This is a genomic window from Komagataeibacter xylinus NBRC 15237 (assembly GCF_001571345.1).
GTDB classification, from domain to species: Bacteria; Pseudomonadota; Alphaproteobacteria; order Acetobacterales; family Acetobacteraceae; genus Komagataeibacter; species Komagataeibacter xylinus.
In genome coordinates this window covers 1-18,940 of record NZ_BCTP01000034.1, presented here as the reverse complement: position 1 = coordinate 18,940, position 18,940 = coordinate 1, and the positions used below count along the sequence as shown (strand labels likewise).

Below are 18,940 nucleotides of genomic sequence, written 5' to 3'. Positions count from 1 at the left end.
CTTCAAGGCGTTCAGTCGAACAGCGAGGAGACGGAGCTTTCATCCGAGATGGCCTGCATGGCGCGTGAAATCAGGGCCGCCGTGCTGATCTGGCGGATATTGGCGGCGTCCTTCACCGCCTCGGTGGCCTTGATGCTGTCGGTCAGGGTCAGCATGCCCAGAGGCGACTGGCCCACGCGGCTCACGGCGCTGCCAGTCAGCACGCCATGGGTCACGTAAGCCTCGACCGCCGCGGCCCCGTGCTTCATCAGCGCTTCGGCCGCGTTGCACAGCGAACCGCCGCTATCGACAATATCATCGACCAGAATGCAGTACCGGCCCCGCACGTCGCCAATCACGTTCATCACCTCCGACACGCCCGCACGTTCGCGGCGCTTGTCGATGATGGCAAGGTCCACGTTCAGCCGCTGCGCAAGCTGGCGGGCACGCACCACGCCACCCACATCGGGCGAGACGATCATGAGGTTGTGCCGACCGCCGGGAATGTCCATGGGCGGCGCGTCATAGGGCAGCGGGGGCTCGCCCTCGAGCTTCATGCGGCCACGGATGTCGCGCGTGAACAGCGGGGCCGCGTAGAGGTTATCGACCGGTATGTCGAAGAAGCCCTGGATCTGCATGGCGTGCAGGTCCATGGTCAGCAGGCGGTTCGCACCGGCCTCGACCAGGATATTGGCCACGAGCTTGGCGCTGATGGGCGTGCGCGGGCCGGATTTGCGGTCCTGGCGGGCATAGCCGAAATACGGCATGACCGCGGTGATGCGCCGTGCCGAGCCCCGGCGCAGGGCATCGAGCATGATCAGCAGTTCCATGAGGTTGTCATTGGTGGGCGAGCAGGTGCTCTGGATGACGAACACATCCTCGCCACGCACGTTTTCATGAATCTCGACAAAAATTTCCATGTCGGCAAAACGCCGCACGGTCGCGTTGCAGAGCGGTAGCCCCAGCTCCGCCGCAACTTTCTCGGCGAGAGGCAGGTTGCTGTTACAGGCGACAATCTTCATCGTGTGACGCTCCCGGGCGGCGGTAGAGGCGCTGGAGGGCGGTTTTTTCCGCCCCCGTTGTGTATGTGCGGCGTTCTATCAACCGGCACATGGCCTGTCACCTGCCTAAGGGTCTGCAAACCTGCACGTCTGCCCCCCGTTGCCGATCCGTCACACCCTTGTGGCCTGCCGGGCAGCAGGGCGGCTTTTTTCTACAGGCCGCGCCGAGACATCGCCTTTCTTGAAAAAAGGCGATGTCCGAAAACTGTTATTCTTTTTTATCACGACACTGTTTTTAGAGACTGTTTGAAAAGTCAGATCAGGAAACATCCAGCAACCATCAGAAAGTTTCTGGTGAAGCTTTTTTCAAAAAGCTTCGAAGAACGCCACCTTTTGAAAAAGGGCGGCACCCAAAAACTTTTGTCATTTTTTATCAATGAATTGTTTTCAAACAGTCTCTTAAAGATTCATTCAAATTCAGGGCTGCGCAGGGACAGATGCGCTGGCCGCCGGGGCCGGAGCTGGTGCTCTTCCCGGCGCGGGCAGGGTGCCATCGGCGGCAAGCGGCGCGTTTTCGCGGCCGGAATAGCGGGTGATGATCTGGCGCACGGCTCCTGCCGCCTCATCGGCAGCGGCCACGGCCACGTCGCCCCAGCGGGAATCCAGCGAATGGGCCGCGATGTCATGAATCTGGGTGGCGGCACCCGCTTCGGTGCCCTGCGCGTCGAGCACTTTCCATGTCAGCACGATATGCTGCTGGGGCGTGGTGGACGTCGTGGTCACCGCATCATTGAGCACCACGGTGCAGCGCACCGTGTAATCCGCGCCCGTGGCCGCATGCCGCAGGTCTTCATGCGCATCGGGGAAGGCAGCGGTAAAGGCGCGGGCCAGCGCGTGGTCACCATCGCCCGGCGCGCCCTGCACGCCCGCGAAATAGACATGGGCGGGGCGGTTCTTGAGGCTGTTGGGGTCTTTTTGCATCTGGGCTGCCTGGATGCCGGTCAGCAGTTCGGCAACCCCTGGCGCCACCTCCTGCGCCGAGCGGGTCTCGGCCTGCCCGTCCGCCGCCTGCCACTGCGCCGCGGGCACCGCGGCACCGCTCATATGCCCGCGTTCCTCGCCCTTGGGGGTCATGACGGCATAGGTGGGAATGACCGTATCGTTCTGCGCCGTGGTGGTCATTTTCAGCCACCAGTCACCCGGCTTGACCGGCTGGCCCATGGCGGGCACCGACTGCGCGAGCATGGCTTCGACCATGGCATGCTGCCAGGCCTGCGCGCCGGCCTCATCCGTGCCTGATGCGGTGGAAACCGGCACGGCCAGCCGCGCGGTGGGGGGCTGCGCGCCGGAGCCATCATGGCGGAAGGGGTGCGGTACATCCACACAGCCCCCCAGCAGGGAAAGCCCCACAAGGGCCGCGAGCGCACCCGACCGGCGGGCAAGAACGTCTGACATCATGCCCCCCTTATACCGCCCGGCAGGCGATAACGGAAATCTGGTGCCCGATCGGCCCACCCCCTGCCAGCGTGCGGCGACGATGGCTGAAAAACCGCGCTTCATCACGCAGGGTATCGAGGCCAAGCGCCATGGCGGCCCCCACCCCGCATTGCTCAAGGCGCATGACGCAGTAACCCGGCAGGTCGAACATGAAATGCCCTGCCCGCGCCGCCGGGCTGAAAAACGCAGCCCCTGCCGCATCACGCGCCAGCACGTCGGCCCGCATGTCAGGCCCGACCTCGTAGCTGGCAGGCGCGATACAGGGGCCGACAACAGCGGTTATGGCGCCTGCCGCGCAGCCCAGCGCGCCCATCGCCGCCACCGTGGCCTCGATAATGCCGCCACACGCGCCCCGCCAGCCCGCATGGGCCGCGCCCACCACCGTGCCCTGCGCGTTGCTGAACAGAATCGGCGCGCAATCCGCCGTAATCACGCCCAGCGCCAGGCCGGGCGTGGCCGTGACCAGCGCGTCGCCCTCCGGCCCGGCCCCTGCGGGCCACGGGGATGTTGCCGTCAGCACGTGATCGCCATGCACCTGGGTCAGGCCCAGCAGGCAGTCAGGCGCGACACCGACATACCGCGCCACGCGGCGGCGGTTCTCGCGCAAGGCGCGCGGATCATCACCCGAGCGGGTCGAGCAGTTGAGCGTGGCATACGGCCCGGTGGATACGCCGCCAAGGCGGGTGAAGAATCCATGCCGCATGCCTGCAAGGGCGGGGACGTGCACCACCTGCGCATCCGTGATCGCGCTATCCGTCATCCGTGTTTTCCCCTCATCCCGTAACAGGAAAATTTATAAAGTTTCCGGGTGCCGCCTTTTTGAAAAAAGCTTCACCAAAAACTTCTTTATGTTGCGCGCAATTGCGCAAAACCCGGCAGCAGGCCCGCAACACCCACCGATAGCCCCAGCACGCGAAACAGCCGCCCCATCTGCTCAGGGGCCGCCAGCCGCCTCGCTGCCGCCCTTATATCCTGCGCCTGCGCGGGCACCGCGCGCGCAAGCTGCTGGGCGCGCGCGCCCAGCCCGAGGGCTGCAAGAAAATCGCCCTGCTTCACGCTGCCCCATACATCAACACTGCCTGCTGCCTGCGCCATGCTGGCAAAATCGACATGGGCGGTCAGGTCGGCCGTGCCGGGGTCACGGAGCGGGTCAACGGGGCGGCCCGCCCGTAGCGCCTGCAGGCTATCGCCCCATGCGGGCGCATCATAACCGTAATCAATCAGCAACGCCGCCCCGCGCCCGTGTTGCAGGCGGGCGGCAAGGGCGTGGACAAAATCCAGCGCGGGCTGGCAGGTTTCCAGCACGCTGCCATCAGGCACGGGCCGCGCCAGAGCCGGGTGAGTGGGCGGCAAAACAGCCGCCTGCTCCACAAAGCGCCCCGCCTGCACAAAACGCTCTGCCCAGCCCTGCCCGTGGCGCACGAACTGGCGGATGGGCAGCGCATCGACAAACTCGTTGGCCAGCAGGACCAGAGGCCCCTGCGGCAGGCTGGCCAATCCATCATGCCAGTTGACCGGGTTGGGCGTGGCGGCCTTCAGGGCCGCGTTCTGGCAGGCGCGCAGGCGGGGCGAGGTCTCGATCAGGTGCACCTGTGCGGCTGCGTGGCAGGCGGGGGCCACGTGGCGCAGCAGCCGCAGGGCATCGGCCATGAGCGTGCCCCGGCCTGGCCCCGCCTCAGCCAGCACGAAAGGGGCGGGGCGGCCAAGCTGGCCCCACACCACGGCCACCCATGCGCCCAGCAATTCACCAAACATCTGCGAGATTTCGGGCGATGTAATAAAATCGGCAAACGGGTCGCGGCCTGCGTAATAGGCCGCGTTGGCCCGCGCCATGAAGTGGTCCAGCCTTTCGGGCTGTCCGGTCATTTCGTGGCCTCGCCATCCCCGGCGGTCTCTTCCGCCGGTTCCGCCATCACCACGGTGCGGGCGGGGCGCATATACGCATTGAGCATCAGTCCCAGCCCGCCAATGGCCATGGGCACGCACAGCACCTGCCCCATGGTCACGCCAAAGGGCAGGAAGCCGATGAACGCATCAGGCTCGCGGAAGCATTCGCACACCGTGCGCGCCACCGCGTAGCCAAACAGGAACAGCCCGGCAATGAAGCCGGGATGCTGGCGCACCTTCAGGCTGCGCGAGACGCACCACAGCAGGGTGAACAGCAAAAGCCCCTCGGCAAAGGCTTCATAAAGCTCGGATGGATGACGCGGCTCCGGCCCGGCATCGGGGAAGATCATGGCCCAGGGCAGCGCGGGCGAGGCGGGCCTGCCCCACAGTTCGCCATTGATGAAGTTGGCGATGCGCCCCAGCCCCAGCCCGATGGGCACCACCGTGGTGATACGGTCGGAAAAGGCAAGAAAGCTCAACCCGTTGAGCCGCGTAAATGCAATCAGCGCAATGATCACGCCCGCCGCCCCCCCGTGAAACGACATGCCCCCATGCCACACCTGCAATATGGCCAGCGGGTGCGTGAGGTAATAGCCGGGCTGGTAGAACAGGATATAGCCAAGCCGCCCGCCGAGCACCACGCCCAGCGTGGCCCATGTCAGGAAGTCATCGACCTGCAGCGCCGTAGCCGCCCGGGGGGCCAGTGCCGCAAGGCGGCGGGCAATGCGCCACCCCGCCACCAGCGCCACGATATAGGCCATGGCGTACCAGCGTATGGCGAACGGCCCGAAATGGACCATTACCGGATCAAACTGCGGAAAGACCAGAACAGGCAGCATGGACCGACTTTCAGTAATCAGGGAAGAAGCAGGGGCGCACCCGATGCCTAGAGATAGGGATCGGGGGTGGCAAGATAGTCATGCACGTAACGCCGCACGCCATCCTCCAGCGTGGTGAAGGGATGGCTGTAGCCCGCCGCCCGCAGCCTGCGCATGTCGGCACAGGTAAAGGACTGGTACTGCCCGCGCAGGGATTGCGGCATGTCGATGAACTCGATCCTGGGTGCAACACCCGCCGCATCGCACACCGCATGCGCAAGGTCGGCATAGGTGCGCGCAATGCCGGTGCCGCAGTTGAACAGCCCGCACACATTTGTATGGTCAAGCAGCCACAGCATGACATTGACCACATCCCCCACCCAGATGAAGTCACGCGCCTGCGCGCCATCGGCCAGGCCCGGCACGTCGGAGCGGAACAGCGTGAGCGGCCCGCCTGCCCGCGCCTCGTCATACTTGACCTTCACCACCGAGATCATGCGCCCCTTATGATACTCGTTGGGGCCATAGACATTGAAGAACTTCAGCCCCGCCCATGACAGGCCCGACCACTCGCCGCGCGCCAGCCGGTGCTGCATGATCTGGTCGAACGCCTGCTTGGACCAGCCATACAGGTTGAGCGGGTTGAGCCTGTCCAGCCCCGCCGGGTCATCGCTGAACTGCTCCACCTTGTCCGCAGCACCATAGGTCGCGGCGGATGACGCATAGATGAAGCGCACGCCCTCATGCGCGCACCACTGCGCCAGGCGGCATGACAGGTCGACATTGGTGCGCCACACGAGGTCGCCGTCGGTTGCCGTCGTCTCGCTGATCGCGCCGAGATGCACCACCGCCGACACATCGGGCCGGGTGGCCAGCCATGCATCAAGCGCCTCCGGTGCCACGACCTGCACGGGGGCATGGTGGCGCAGGTTGCGCCATTTGCCAGCACTGCCCAGCCAGTCCACCACCACCGTATCAACCCCGCGCGCGTGCAGGGCCTGCTGCATGCACGAGCCGATAAAGCCCGCGCCCCCGGTAATCACGATCACTGCTCCGCACCCCGCTCCTGCCTGCACATTGATGGCCGCACCCCAAGGCCGCCACAATCGTGCGGATAGCCCTGAGGCGGCAATGTGTCTATAGTAGCGCCTTTCCCCTTCGCGCGGCAGCCGGGTCACGGTGGGCGCGCGGAACGTCATGGAGTATCCACTATGTCCGACAGGCCCCGCATTTTTGATGACCTTGCCGGTGTGGCCGGCGGCGCGTTCTCCGCCCTTGCTGGCGTGCGCGAGGAAATCGGCGCCATGGTCCGTGCCCGCGTGGATGAAACACTCGGCAGCCTGAACCTCGTGCGCCGCGATGAATTTGAAGTGGTGCGCGAAGTCGCCACCCGCGCGCGCCTTGCCCAGGGCGAGATGGAAAACCGCATCGCCCGCCTTGAAGAGCGCGTATCCGACCTTGAGGCCAGCCTGACCACCCCCACCCCGCATGCCGGTAGCTGAACGAGGCTTGCAGCCAGTGCCTGCGGGCCATAGTGTAACAGGACGGTCCGCGCCCTGATTCCCCGCAACAGGACACGGACCGGGTTGCAGAGACACGGAATCCGGCGTCACGGCCGGATCTCCTCCACGACGGCTTCGGGGAGTGCCACATGCCTGCTCTGACTCAGATCACCACCTCTCGTAATACAAACCCGCTCGACCAGATGGAACAGATCGTGGGCGGGTACGACTGGAATTTCGAACGCCGCAGCGATTCGGAAATGGCAGCCGAGGCACCGGGCAAATGGTGCGATTACGGCCTGTTCTTCTGCTGGTCGGAAGAGGTGAACGCCATGCACTTCACCTGCACGTTCGACCTCAAGGTGCCGCCCGAGCAGCGCCGCAACCTGTTTGAACTCGTGGCGCTGGCCAACGAGCGGCTGTGGATCGGCCATTTCGGCATGGATCTTGACCACGGCACGCCCGTGTTCCGCCATGCGGTGCTGCTGCGCGGCTCACGCGGGGCCTCGATGGAAAGCCTTGAAGACATGATCGACATCGCGCTGACGGAATGCGAGCGGTTCTATCCCGCCTTCCAGTTCGTGCTGTGGGGCGGCAAGAAACCGGCGGAAGCCCTTGAGGCCGCCATGCTCGACTGCGCGGGGATGGCATAATGAGCGAACTCCTTCCGCCCCTGCTGCTCGTGGGCTGCGGCAAGATGGGGGGGGCCATGTTCGATGGCTGGCTGAAGGAGGGGCCTGCCCCTTCCTTCATCGTCGATCGCCATCGCGACTCGGTGCCGCCCCCGCATCAGCTCGTGCGCAGCCTCGATGCGGTGCCCGCCAGCTTCCGCCCCGGCATGATCGTGCTGGCCACCAAACCACAGAAGGTGGATGCGGTGCTGCCCGCCCTCGCCCCCTTTGCCGCCCACGCCCCCGTGCTGTCCGTGCTCGCGGGCCGCACGGTGGAGAGCCTGGCCACCGCACTGAACGCCTGCCTGCCCGCGGGCAGCGGCGCTCCTGCCATAATCCGCGCCATGCCCAACACGCCCAGCGCCATCGGGCAGGGCATGACGGTGTGTTACGCCCCCCCACCCGCCACATCAGCCGATCGCAGGCTGTGCGCGCGCCTGTTAAGTGCTGTGGGTGAAGTGGCGTGGATCGACCATGAAGACCAGATGGACATGGTCACCGCCATTTCAGGCAGCGGGCCTGCCTATGTGTTCCTGCTTGCCGAACTGCTCGAGCAGGTGGGCATCAACCACGGCCTGCCCGCCCCCCTTGCGCGCCAGATCGCGCGCCAGACGGTGGCAGGCTCCGGCGCGCTCATGCAGGCCAGCGGGCTTGATGCCGCCACCCTGCGCCAGAACGTGACCAGCCCCGGCGGCACGACACAGCAGGCGCTTGCGGTGCTGATGGCGCCCGATGCCTGGCCCGCCACGCTTGATGCCGCCCTTGCCGCCGCCGCCCGGCGCGCGCGCGAACTGTCAGGCCCGCAGCCCGTTTCATGACGCAGCGGCAGCTTGCGGCCCCCATTTTAATTCCTAACCCGGAAGATCAGACCCTCCATGGATAACGACCTGTTTGACGCCACCCTTCTCCGCTCCACGCTGGAGCGTGCCGGTTCGCACGGATGGCGGCGCACCACGGTCGTTGATGCCGCGCGTGATGCCGGGCTGAGCCTCGAGACCGCGCGCAAGCGTTTTGCGTGCAAGACCAAGCTGCTGTTCACACTCGGGCGCCTGGCCGATGAATCGGCGCTGGTAGAAGACGAAACGCAGGGCAGCGTGCGCGACAGGCTGTTCGACATGCTCATGCGCAGGCTTGATGTGTTCCAGCAATACCGCGAGGGCGTGCGCAGCGTACTGCGCGCCCTGCCCACCGACCCTGTTCTGGCCGTGCTGCTTGGCGGGGCCACGCTGGAGAGCATGAAGTGGATCGCCACCGCAGCAGGCGTGGACACCACCGGCCTGGCCGGCGCGCTGCGCCTGCAGGCGCTGGTGGGCGCATGGACCCTGACCCTGCGCACATGGGACCGTGATGACAGCGCCGACATGGGCCTGACCATGGCGGCACTGGAGGAGGCGCTCAAGCGCGCGGGCCGCTTCGTCTCCTTCGGGCCTGAGGCCAGCGAACCCACGGCACCCGCAGGCCACGGCCATGACACCGACCCGCTGGTGGACCTGCCGCTTGAACCTTCGGCCTGACGTGTCAGGGCGCTGTTAAAACAGAATCAAAGTTTTTGGGTGCTGTCTTTTTTTTTCCAAAAGGCGGCGATCTTTTGAAGCTTTTTGAAAAAAGCTTCACCAAAAACTTCTTTCTGATGCCCCTGATGTTCCGGGGGCAGACTTTTCAAACCGCGGCTGAGATATTAGAACAGCATCACGCCGCGCGAATCGCGTAGCGTATGGCCTGTTGGGGCGTAGCCAAGTGGTAAGGCAGCGGATTTTGATTCCGCCATGCGGAGGTTCGAACCCTCCCGCCCCAGCCAGTTTCCTTTCCTGCAAAAACGGCATGTGACAATCCGGCCCGCACGCCTGCCGGAACCGGTGTCATGCGCCAATCTCAAAAATAAAAGTTTTGGGACACCGCCTTTTTTTCCAAAAGGCAGCGGTGTTCATTGCGTCCTGCCATTACCCGCCACCTGCAACGCCACGGGGGGCCAGAAGGCACCGGCAATCTCGTTCTGGATCAGCCGCAATTCGCGCTGGATCCAGTCCATGTATTCATGCAGGCCGCGCAGGATGATGTCGTCCACCGTCTGTTCGGCCAGCGTCACGCGCAGTTCCTCCACCCGCTCCAGAATCGGCCCGCAATGGCGCAGCCGGTATTCTCCCGCCAGTGAGCCAAGCACGCTATAAACACAGCGCAGGCTGGAGGAGAGCGAACGGGGGAACCCGTCATTCTTGAGCAGGAAGCCCACGATATTGGCAGGCGTCATGCCCTCGGGCAGCACGCGGCGAAAGGCGTGGTAGGCCGCCGCCGAGCGCAGCACGGACGTCCACTGGCTCAGGTCGATATCCGACCCCACCCCTTCCCCACTGGGCAGCAGGGTGTGGTACTTGATGTCGATCACGCGCGTGATCTGATCCGCGCGCTCAAGGTTCTTGCCCAGCAGGTAGAACAGCCAGGCCTGATCGCGGTACAGCGTGCCCTCGGTTATGCCGAAATGGGTCTGGCATTCCTGCTTGAGCCGCGTGCACAGCGTGGACAGATAGCTTGCCCCCACATCATCAGGCCCGAGATCCATGGCCCAGCGTGTAAAGACGTTGAGGTGCATCCACATCTCGGTCGAGATCAGCGGGCGCAGCACGCGGGCATTCTCGCGCACGCACCGCGCCATGGACACGATCGAATCCGGGTTGTCGGGGTCAATGATGTAGAATTCGACTACGGTGCGCTCGGTCGCCACCTTGTGGCGCAGGAAGAACGTGTCCTCATCGGCATTGATGCGGATGACGCTGTCCCACCCCGCATCCATGTTGCTGGCATGCACCGACGTGCCCGTGACCTCGATCAGCCGGGCCATGTTCTCGATGCGCTCCATGTAGCGCGCCAGCCACATCGTGCTTTCCGCGTAGCGCGAGAGCAGGTTGCGCAGGCCCGGCAGCACCGGGGTGGGGAAAACCGAAACCTGTGTCATGACGCCAGCACCCACGTATCCTTCGCCCCGCCACCCTGCGAGGAATTGACCACAAGCGACCCCTTGCGCAGCGCCACCCGCGACAGGCCGCCGGGCAGCACCCAGGTATCGCGCCCCGTCACGGCGAAGGGCCGCAGGTCCACATGCCGCGCCTCGACGCCTGCGGGGCACAGCGTGGGCGAGACCGACAGGCTGATGACGGGCTGGCTGATGTAATTGGCCGGGTCCGCACGCAGCCTGCCGCGAAAATCCTCCAGTTCGGCCTGGGTTGCATGCGGGCCGATCAGCAGGCCGTAGCCACCGGATTCGCCCACCGGCTTGACCACAAGGTGCTCAAGGTTGGCCAGCGTGTAGGCCAGCCCCTCCGGCTCGGCGCAGATATGCGTCTCCACATTGGTCAGGATCGGCTCTTCATCAAGGTAGTAGCGGATGATGCGCGGCATGTAGGCATAGACCGCCTTGTCATCGGCCACCCCGGTGCCGATGGCGTTGGCCAGCGTGACATTGCCGCGCCGGTAGGCATCGACCAGCCCCGGCACGCCGAGCAGGCTGTCGGGGTTGAACACCTGCGGGTCCAGAAAGTCGTCATTGAGCCTGCGGTAGATGGAATGCACCGGTTGCAGCCCGGCCACGGTGCACATGTAAACGCGGCCATCCTCCACGATCAGGTCGCGCCCCTCCACCAATGGTATGCCCATCTCGCGCGCAAGGAACACATGCTCGAAATAGGCGGCGTTGTAGATGCCGGGCGAGAGCAGGACCACCTGCGGGTCATCCACGCCGGCAGGGGCCACCTCGGCCAGCGCGCGGTGCAGGCGGGGGCCGTATTCATCGACCGGGCGCAGGTCCAGCCCAGAGGCCAGGTCGGGCATGAGGCGCAGCATCATCTGCCGGTCCTCGAGCACATACGACACGCCTGAAGGCGTGCGCGCGTTATCCTCGAGCACCAGGAAGCGGCCATCGCGGTCACGCACGAGATCGGTGCCATTGATATGCACGTACACCCCGCCGGGCACGTCGATCCCCACCATGGCCTGGCAGTAATTGGCGTTGCCCAGCACCAGTGACGCGGGGATGACACCATCACGCAATATGCGCCGCTCGTGATAGATGTCGTGCAAAAACAGGTTGATGGCCCTGACGCGCTGCTGCACGCCGCGCTCGACATGATCCCATTCGGGCGCCGTCAATACGCGGGGAATGACATCGAACGGCAGCACGCGGTCAATCGCCTCGCGGTCGGAATAGACGGTAAACGTTATGCCAAGGCGGTAGAACTGGGCCTCGACGGCTGCGGCACGCCGGCGCAGCTCGGCGAGGTCAAAGCATGCCAGCCGGTCGCGCACCTGTTGCAGCCCGGCGGGCGGGATGTCCTTGCGGTTGAGCAGTTCACAGAAAAAATCCGGGACATCATACGTCGCGAACAGCCCGGCGGCCTTTGCCGCCATCTTCATGTCACTCATGCCCTGCCTCCGCTTGCGGGGAGGAGGATCAGGCGTGAAGGAATCATGTCCACCCACCTGCTGTTTCATTTCGATCCATTACTAGCGGAGCAAGAAAATCATCTCTTGCCAAGAACGAATCTGCAATCCCTTCCCTTTCCGGTCAAAATGCCGAAAAAATACGATATTGCTGCCACCGCCAATCCTGATACCGTGGGGGCGGCATACCCATTATGTCCAAACCACCATCGCCGGGATCACGATGGCAGGCAGAACAGTTTACCGAGGCTCAGGATTACATGAACGCGCGTGCCATGCTGGTCCACCACACACGCTACCGCTACGACCGGCCTGTTCATCTCGGCCCGCAGACCATCCGCCTGCACCCCCTGCCCGGCTGCGCCACCATGCTCGCGCACGAACTCAGCATCAGCCCCGCGCCCAGCACGCAGGCATGGTGCCATGACCCGTTTGGCAACCGCGTTGCCCGCGTCACGTTTGATGAGCGTGTCACGCATTTCGATATTACCGCGACCCTCACCACCGACCAGACGCCCATCCTTCCCCGCCCCCTTGCCGTCGCACCCGCCGCGCGGATCTGGACGGCGCAGAGCGTGGATGGCGGCCCGTCGCTTGTCGCCTACCGGCACCCCGCCGCTGGCGATGCGCCGAGCGCGCCCACGCCGCACCTCGATGCGCTGGTGGCAAGGTGGCGCGCGCGCCTGCCCTGCCCCACGGCCGACCTGCTCATGGACTTGACGCGCGCCATCGCGGCCGACATCACCTATCGCATCCGCCCCGAAGCGGGCGTGTGGTCGCCCGAGGAAACCCTGGGCCATGGTGCCGGATCATGCCGCGATACCGCCTGGCTGCTCATTACCGTCCTGCGCCGCCTGGGCTTTGCCGCGCGTTTCGTGTCGGGCTACCTGTTCCAGCCCGAACGCTGCGCGCCTGAACAACTGGGCTGCGAACTCCATGCCTGGGCGCAGGTGCATGTGCCCGGCACCGGATGGGTGGGGCTGGATACGACATCGGGCCTGCGGGCGGCACAGGGGCACGTGGCGCTGGCCGCGGCCCCCCGCCCGCAGCAGGCCGCCCCGGTGAGCGGGCTGCTTGACCAGTGTACTGCCACCTTCGAGGCGACGATGCGCACCACCGTGCAGCCCCCGCACGCCGCATGCGGACCATTGCGGTCGAGCCTGTCTTCATGAAGCTGTTTTTCTGCCAGTCGTGCCAGCAGGTCCTGTTTTTCGAGAATACGGCCTGCGAACGGTGTGGCCACACGCTGGGCTACCTGCCCGAGCAGACCGAACTCAGCGCGCTCGATGCCCTGGGCGGCGATTTGTGGAAGCCACTCGCCGCCCCCGGTCAGGCGCGCGCACTGTGCGCCAACAACGCCCATAGCGCGTGCAACTGGCTGGCGCAGCCGGGGCAGGCCTACTGCATTGCGTGCAGCTTCAACCGCACCATTCCCAACCTGTCAGTGCCCGGCAATATCGAGCGGTGGCAGAAGCTTGAAGTGGCCAAGCACCGGCTATTCTACACCCTGCTGCGCCTTGGCCTGCCGCTGCGCAACCGCAGGCAGGACCCCGAGGGCGGGCTGGCCTTCGACTTTCTGGACAGCCTGCCCGATGGCACGCCCGCCATGACCGGGCACATGAATGGCATCATCACCATTGCCATCCATGAGGCCGATGACGCCCAGCGCGAACGCCTGCGGCTGGAAATGGGGGAATATTACCGCACCCTGCTCGGCCATTTCCGCCACGAGATCGGCCATTATTACTGGAACGTGCTCATCCGCGACGCAGGCCCCGCGCGCCAGGCCGCCTGCCGCGCGGTGTTTGGCGATGACCGGCGCGACTATGGCGCAAGCCTTGAAGCCTATTACGCCGCCACCCCCACCACCGCATGGCAGGGGCTGTATGTCAGCCAGTATGCCACTTCCCACCCGTGGGAGGACTTTGCCGAGACATGGGCGCACTATCTGCACATCATCTCGACACTCGAGACCGCCTGGGCGTATGGCATGTCGCTTGATGCGCGGGGCGCGCAGGCGCCACCGCTGCGCGCCAGCGTCACGCGCGACCCCTATACCGAGATGACCTTCGACGAGATTACGCAGGGCTGGCTGCCACTGACCTATGCCGTCAACAGCCTCAACCGCTCCATGGGGCTGCCGGATTTCTACCCCTTCGTGCTCACGCCCGACATCCTGCGCAAGCTTGCCTTCATCCACGAGCTGATCCGCGAGAGCCGTGTGGGGTAGTCAGCCAACTTCTGTCATTCCCCTTCCGCCTCACCCAGCGCGATGACCTGCGCACCGGCATGCATGTCGCGGCAGCATGCCCGCAGGGTCGAGATGAAATTGGACAGCAGCGGCACATGCTGGCCCGCGCGCATGGCAATGGCCAGTTCCGCCCGTGGGGCCTTCGCACCCAGTGAATGATAGGTCACCCCGCCGGAATGGATCTGGCGCAGCGAGCGTGGCACGACCGAAACCCCCAGCCCCGCCGCAACCAGCGGCACGGTCGAGGCGATCTGCGGGGCCTGCTGGCCCATGCGCGGCGTAAAGCCCGCATTGTGGCAGGCCGACAGGATGGCATCATGAAACCCCGGCCCCAGCTCACGCGGAAAGATGATGAAGGGTTCATCGGCCAGCATCTCGAGTTCCAGATGCGGGTGGACGGCCAGAGGGTGCCCCTTGGGCAGGGCCACGACCGTTTCCTCCTCCAGCAGCGGCGAGACCAGCAGCCCCGCCCCATCGGGCACCGGCGGGCGCACCACGGCAATGTCGATCGCGCGGTCATGCAGCGCCTTGCGCAGGGCGGGGGTGTTGCTTTCCTCAAGGTAGATGGTCACATCGGGCCACACTTCACGGAAGCGGCGCACGGTCAGCGGAATCATGGGCAGCAGCGAGACCGCGCCCGCCAGCCCCACGCGGATATGCCCCTTCTCGCCCCGCGCCAGCCCCGTGGCGGTGGCAATGAACTGCTGCTGCATGCCCAACAGCGCGCGGGCCTGGTCAAGCAGCACCAGGCCGATATCGGTCAGCTTGACGCCACGCGTCAGGCGCTGGAACAGCAGCACGCCAAGTTCATTTTCCAGTTGCTTGATCTGCTGGCTCAGAGGTGGCTGTTCCATGCCTATCTGCTCTGCAGCCCGCGTGAAGCTCCCGTTCTCGGCAACCGCCACGAAATATCGTAAATGCCTTAAATCCATATTCCATATAAATTATATATGGGAATCTTCTTCAATATATATTTGACGAAATAACATGCCATGCGCCACGTTTCGCGCCAACCGTGCTGAGGATGAGTATCCCCTGATGAAAATTGGCCTGTTCATTCCGTGTTATATCGACGCATTCTATCCCGATGCCGGGATTGCCACGCTGGAGCTGCTGGAAAAACTGGAGCAGGATGTCGAATATCCGCTTGACCAGACCTGCTGTGGCCAGCCCATGGGCAACTCCGGCTGCAACTCGGATGCCGCGGCGGCGGAAGCGCTGTTCGTGCGCAACTTCGCCAAATACGACAAGATCGTCATGCCTTCAGGCAGTTGCACGCACCATGTGCGTGACAATTTCGATGCAATTCCCCAGACGGATGAAGTCCGCCACGTGCGTGAAAACACCTACGAACTGGTGGAATTCCTGCACGATATCCTGAAGGTCGATGCCTTTCCCTGGGCCGAGTTCAACCACACCGTGGGCCTGCATAACAGTTGCGGCACCCTGCGCGCGCTGCGCACGGCCAGCATGTCGGAACTGGGCGAAAAGCCCTTCTCCAAGCCGATGGACCTGCTGAGCAAGGTCAAGGGCATAAGCTTCGCCACCCCCAAACGGCCTGATGAATGCTGCGGATTTGGCGGTACCTTCTCGGTCACGGAAGAGGCGGTGTCCGCCAGGATGGGCGTGGACAAGGTGCGCGACCACCATCAGGCGGGCGCTGAATACATCGTCTCGGCTGATTCCTCATGCATCATGCACCAGCAGGGCTGCGCCGAGCGCGCGGGCGTGCCGATCCGCTTCATTCACATTGCGCAGATCCTCAACGGAGCCTCCCAATGAGCGACAAGCCCGTCAATCACGCCAGGGCGGCGGAGCACTTCATCGAGGATGCGCCCCACCTGCAGTTCCATGACGAACGCCTGTGGGACATGCGCCAGAAGCGTGATGCCCAGATGCACATCCTGCCCGAGTGGCAGGAACTGCGCGAGGAAGCCTCGCGCATCAAGGAACACACGCTCTCGCGCCTGCCCGAATATCTTGAGCAGTTCGAGACCAATGCCAAAAAGAACGGCATTCACGTACACTGGGCGCGCGACGGGACGGAACATAACCGCATCGTGGGCGAGATCCTGAAGGCCCATAACGCGCGCAACCTGATCAAGAGCAAGTCCATGGTCACCGAAGAGTGTGACATGCGGCCCTACCTTGCCAAACAGGGCGTGACCGTAACCGAGACCGACCTTGGCGAGCGCATCCAGCAGCTTGATGACCAGCTCCCCAGCCACATCGTGGTGCCGGCGGTGCACAAGCTGACCGCCGACGTGGCGAAGATCTTCGCCAAGGATTACCACACCGACCCCAACATCCGCGATCCGCACCTGCTCGCCGAGGCCCAGCGCCAGGCCGCCCGACCCGTGATCCTGCATGCCGATGCGGGCATGACCGGCGGCAACTTCGTGGTGGCGGAAACCGGCACGTTTGTCGTGTGCACCAATGAAGGCAATGCCGACCTGAGTGCGACGGTGCCCAACCTGCACATCGCCACCATCGGCATCGAGCGCCTGGTGCCGCGCATGGCGGATATGGGCGTGTTCATCCGCCTGCTCTCGCGCAGCGCGCTCGGCTCGCCCATTACGCAGTACACCACCCATTTCCGTGGCCCGCAGAAGGGCGGCGAGATGCATGTGGTGCTCGTCGATAACGGGCGTGCCGCACGCCTGGGCATGGAAGATTTCTGGACCTCGCTCAAATGCATCCGCTGCGGCGCGTGCATGAACACCTGCCCGGTCTATCGCCGTTCGGGCGGGCTGTCCTACGGGGCGGTGTATTCCGGCCCGATCGGCGCGATCATCGACCCGACCTTCAACGAGCGCAAATACAGCACCCTGCCCTATGCCTCCACGCTGAACGGCAGTTGCACCAATGTCTGCCCGGTCAAGATCAACATCCACGAGCAGCTTTACAAATGGCGCCGCGTGCTGGTGCAGCACCACGAGATGCCATTCGTCAAGCGCGAGATCATGCACATGGCGGGCAAGCTGATGGGCCAGCCCAAGATGTACCGCGCCGCCATCAAGGCCACCGAGGTCTCGCTCAGCACCATGCCGCGCTTCGTGCTCTATAACTGGCTCAACCCGTGGGGCAAGCACCGCGAAAACCCGCACCCGGTCAAGCAGACCTTCAATGACTGGTATCGCAAGAACCGCGAGACCGCAGCCAAGCCCGCCGCCGCACCGGAGACCAAGAAATGAGCACCGCACGCGACGAGATCCTGCAGGCCCTGCGGGCCAACCGCCCCACGCCGGAAAACCACCCGCTGCCGCCGGTCGCAACCCTTGGCGACCTTGATGCCAGCCGCGAGCGCTTCATCACCAGCCTCAGGATCCTGGGCGGCGACGTGCTGGAGCCGGTCGAAGGCGAAACGCTGGACCAGGCAATCCTGCGCCGCCACCCCGATGCCAGGATGATCTGCTCCAACGTGCCCGAGGCCAAGGGCACGCTGCCGGTCGAGAAGGTCAAGACCCCGCAGGATGCCGCCACCATCGACGTAACCGTGGTGCGCGCGCCCTTCGGCATTGCGGAAATGGGTTCGATCTTCCTGAGCGAGGCGCAACTGCCCATCAACTCGTTTGCCCATCTGGGCCAGCATATCGTGGTGCTGCTCGCAGCAGATCAACTGACCGCCAACATGCACACCGCCTATCAGGAGCGGCCCGAGTTCAAGACCGCCAATTACGGCGTGCTGATGAGCGGCCCCTCCGCCACGGCGGATATTCAGGGCGTGCTGATCCGTGGCGCGCAGGGCGTGCGTTCGCTCTCGGTCTGGTTTACCTGAACGCGGTAACGGCTCCTTCCTCATGGGAAGGGGCCGGATATCAAAAGGTCAGACGGCCTTTTTCAGGTTCGGGCTGGCCTTGAAGCGCACGGTCTTGCCTGCCTTGACCTTGACCGGCTCGCCCGTGCGCGGGTTGAGCGCCTTGCGGGCCTTGGTCTTCTTGACCGTGAACGTGCCAAAAGACGGCAGGGTGAAACCACCCTCGCGCTTCAGTTCCTTGACAATGGCCGCAATCAGGTCGGATGCGGCCTGGTTGGCCGCGACGCCAGTGCAATCAATCGAATCCTGAATGACGGCTGCAATGAAGGCCTTACTCATCGGAACTGCCTACTCCTTCCGGGCTGGAAATGAATTTCGTAAATATCCTGCACCCGTCTTGAAAACAGGCCAGTTGCCCCACCGGGCCGAACGGTCGCGGCTTGTAACCTGATGACTGAGGTTAGACCAGCAATTTTTTGTTATCACATGAAAATTATCGCTGATATGTGCAGCAATAACCGGCTGAATTCATAAAATTGCCGTGCCGGGCGCCGATATGTTCCACCATGAAAACTTCATATCGATAAAGCATCATCAGGAATTGATTCGGATGCAAGCCGTTGATAAAAAACAATTAAATTATAGAAAAATTTTCTTTTTTTGAAAAAATCCGTGTTATGTGAAGCTTTTATGAAAAAACTCCACCAAAAACTTCTTTTAATTTGCACGATCTCGCATTGGCAGGCGGTTCTGGCCACCTTCATGGCCCATGCACGCTGGTTGAGGGGCGATTCCGCCCCCCGGTATCAGCTTTTGAAATTCTGCGCCTTGAGGTCGGTTACACCCACGAACGTAATCTGGGTCTGGTCATCAAGGCTTATGGTGGTATTGCCCCCGCTGATGGTGGCCTGGTCGAGCATGGACTGGATGGAAGCCGGAGTCGCACCATAACCGGACAGGAGGACGGCATTACCGGCCGACTTGCCAAAATCCTGAATGATGTCGGTGCCGCCATCCTTGCCCTTGATGAACTCGAATTCGGTCGCACCACTGCCGCCCACCAGCGTATCGTTGCCCGTGCCACCGACAAGCGTATCATTGCCCGAGCCTGCCACGGCATAGACCGCGCCCGCCGTCCCGCCATCG

The 18,940-nt window shown here is 63.9% G+C and carries 20 protein-coding genes, 1 tRNA gene and 1 pseudogene; 11 read left to right on the top strand and 11 right to left on the bottom strand.

The features are described from left to right. Positions 1–11: 11 nt before the first annotated feature. The 6 genes from GXY01S_RS12230 to rfaD form a co-directional block, all read right to left on the bottom strand. Positions 12–1,001 (bottom strand): ribose-phosphate pyrophosphokinase, encoded by a 990-nt coding sequence (locus tag GXY01S_RS12230; RefSeq protein ID WP_061275487.1) that lies wholly within the window; start codon positions 999–1,001, stop codon positions 12–14. A 456-nt stretch (positions 1,002–1,457) separates the two neighbouring features. Continuing rightward, positions 1,458–2,438, bottom strand: a complete 981-nt coding sequence (locus GXY01S_RS12225) for a hypothetical protein (RefSeq protein ID WP_061275485.1) — start codon at positions 2,436–2,438, stop codon at positions 1,458–1,460. 7 nt (positions 2,439–2,445) lie between these two features. After that, positions 2,446–3,237 carry a peptidoglycan editing factor PgeF gene (gene pgeF, locus GXY01S_RS12220; protein ID WP_061275482.1) on the bottom strand — a complete coding sequence of 264 codons (792 nt, stop codon included), beginning with the start codon at positions 3,235–3,237 and terminating at the stop codon, positions 2,446–2,448. 86 nt (positions 3,238–3,323) lie between these two features. Then, on the bottom strand, positions 3,324–4,343 hold the full coding sequence (locus tag GXY01S_RS12215) for a class I SAM-dependent methyltransferase (protein ID WP_061275480.1): 1,020 nt from the start codon (positions 4,341–4,343) through the stop codon (positions 3,324–3,326). Continuing rightward, positions 4,340–5,203, bottom strand: coding sequence for a prolipoprotein diacylglyceryl transferase (gene lgt / locus GXY01S_RS12210; protein ID WP_061275477.1), 864 nt, complete (start codon positions 5,201–5,203; stop codon positions 4,340–4,342). The genes GXY01S_RS12215 and lgt overlap by 4 nt, the downstream gene beginning before the upstream one ends. Positions 5,204–5,250: 47 nt before the next feature. Further along, positions 5,251–6,231, bottom strand: coding sequence for an ADP-glyceromanno-heptose 6-epimerase (gene rfaD / locus GXY01S_RS12205; RefSeq protein WP_061275475.1), 981 nt, complete (start codon positions 6,229–6,231; stop codon positions 5,251–5,253). Between the two features lie 162 nt (positions 6,232–6,393). On the opposite strand from rfaD, the gene GXY01S_RS12200 reads away from it, so the two are divergent. The 5 genes from GXY01S_RS12200 (at position 6,394) to GXY01S_RS12180 (ending at position 9,153) form a co-directional block, all read left to right on the top strand. Next, positions 6,394–6,684, top strand: a complete 291-nt coding sequence (locus tag GXY01S_RS12200) for an accessory factor UbiK family protein (RefSeq protein WP_061275473.1) — start codon at positions 6,394–6,396, stop codon at positions 6,682–6,684. A gap of 149 nt (positions 6,685–6,833) precedes the next feature. Continuing rightward, entirely contained in the window at positions 6,834–7,337 is a 504-nt protein-coding gene (locus tag GXY01S_RS12195; protein WP_061275471.1) for a type III secretion system chaperone family protein, read from the top strand. Continuing rightward, positions 7,337–8,173, top strand: coding sequence for a pyrroline-5-carboxylate reductase (gene proC / locus GXY01S_RS12190; protein WP_061275469.1), 837 nt, complete (start codon positions 7,337–7,339; stop codon positions 8,171–8,173). The genes GXY01S_RS12195 and proC overlap by 1 nt, the downstream gene beginning before the upstream one ends. Positions 8,174–8,230: 57 nt before the next feature. Beyond that, a complete protein-coding gene (locus tag GXY01S_RS12185) occupies positions 8,231–8,869 on the top strand; it encodes a hypothetical protein (protein ID WP_061275467.1) in 639 nt (212 codons plus the stop codon). Positions 8,870–9,078: 209 nt separating this feature from the next. Then, positions 9,079–9,153: transfer RNA gene (locus GXY01S_RS12180), tRNA-Gln, on the top strand. Between the two features lie 126 nt (positions 9,154–9,279). Here the strand turns inward: GXY01S_RS12180 and GXY01S_RS12175 are convergent. Both GXY01S_RS12175 and GXY01S_RS12170 read right to left on the bottom strand, forming a co-directional pair. Then, positions 9,280–10,305 (bottom strand): alpha-E domain-containing protein, encoded by a 1,026-nt coding sequence (locus GXY01S_RS12175; protein ID WP_340640761.1) that lies wholly within the window; start codon positions 10,303–10,305, stop codon positions 9,280–9,282. Then, positions 10,302–11,768 carry a circularly permuted type 2 ATP-grasp protein gene (locus tag GXY01S_RS12170; protein WP_061275463.1) on the bottom strand — a complete coding sequence of 489 codons (1,467 nt, stop codon included), beginning with the start codon at positions 11,766–11,768 and terminating at the stop codon, positions 10,302–10,304. The genes GXY01S_RS12175 and GXY01S_RS12170 overlap by 4 nt, the downstream gene beginning before the upstream one ends. Before the next feature lie 45 nt (positions 11,769–11,813). Between GXY01S_RS12170 and GXY01S_RS18215 the strand changes: the two genes are divergently transcribed. From GXY01S_RS18215 to GXY01S_RS12160, 3 genes are read left to right on the top strand one after another with little or no spacing between them, the layout of a single operon-like run. Further along, entirely contained in the window at positions 11,814–12,050 is a 237-nt protein-coding gene (locus GXY01S_RS18215) for a hypothetical protein (protein ID WP_129551664.1), read from the top strand. Further along, positions 12,047–12,958, top strand: a complete 912-nt coding sequence (locus tag GXY01S_RS12165; protein WP_061275461.1) for a transglutaminase family protein — start codon at positions 12,047–12,049, stop codon at positions 12,956–12,958. The genes GXY01S_RS18215 and GXY01S_RS12165 overlap by 4 nt, the downstream gene beginning before the upstream one ends. After that, a complete protein-coding gene (locus GXY01S_RS12160) occupies positions 12,955–14,016 on the top strand; it encodes a zinc-binding metallopeptidase family protein (protein ID WP_061275459.1) in 1,062 nt (353 codons plus the stop codon). Before GXY01S_RS12165 ends, GXY01S_RS12160 begins: the two co-directional genes overlap by 4 nt. 14 nt (positions 14,017–14,030) lie before the next feature. Here GXY01S_RS12160 and GXY01S_RS12155 read toward each other — a convergent pair whose 3' ends face one another. Then, the gene (locus GXY01S_RS12155; protein WP_061275457.1) at positions 14,031–14,969 is read right to left on the bottom strand and encodes a LysR family transcriptional regulator; all 939 of its coding nucleotides are present in this window, start codon (positions 14,967–14,969) and stop codon (positions 14,031–14,033) included. A 106-nt stretch (positions 14,970–15,075) separates the two neighbouring features. Between GXY01S_RS12155 and GXY01S_RS12150 the strand changes: the two genes are divergently transcribed. The 3 genes from GXY01S_RS12150 to GXY01S_RS12140 are packed head-to-tail and all read left to right on the top strand — an operon-like array spanning position 15,076 to position 17,815. Beyond that, entirely contained in the window at positions 15,076–15,819 is a 744-nt protein-coding gene (locus GXY01S_RS12150) for a (Fe-S)-binding protein (RefSeq protein WP_061275514.1), read from the top strand. After that, the gene (locus tag GXY01S_RS12145) at positions 15,816–17,231 is read left to right on the top strand and encodes a lactate utilization protein B (protein ID WP_061275455.1); all 1,416 of its coding nucleotides are present in this window, start codon (positions 15,816–15,818) and stop codon (positions 17,229–17,231) included. Before GXY01S_RS12150 ends, GXY01S_RS12145 begins: the two co-directional genes overlap by 4 nt. Further along, complete coding sequence (locus GXY01S_RS12140; protein ID WP_061275453.1) at positions 17,228–17,815, top strand: LutC/YkgG family protein; 588 nt, start codon at positions 17,228–17,230, stop codon at positions 17,813–17,815. The genes GXY01S_RS12145 and GXY01S_RS12140 overlap by 4 nt, the downstream gene beginning before the upstream one ends. A gap of 48 nt (positions 17,816–17,863) precedes the next feature. Here GXY01S_RS12140 and GXY01S_RS12135 read toward each other — a convergent pair whose 3' ends face one another. Continuing rightward, positions 17,864–18,133 carry an HU family DNA-binding protein gene (locus GXY01S_RS12135; RefSeq protein ID WP_010514654.1) on the bottom strand — a complete coding sequence of 90 codons (270 nt, stop codon included), beginning with the start codon at positions 18,131–18,133 and terminating at the stop codon, positions 17,864–17,866. 467 nt (positions 18,134–18,600) lie between these two features. Further along, a pseudogene (locus GXY01S_RS18595) lies at positions 18,601–18,940 on the bottom strand (hypothetical protein); the annotation flags it as partial.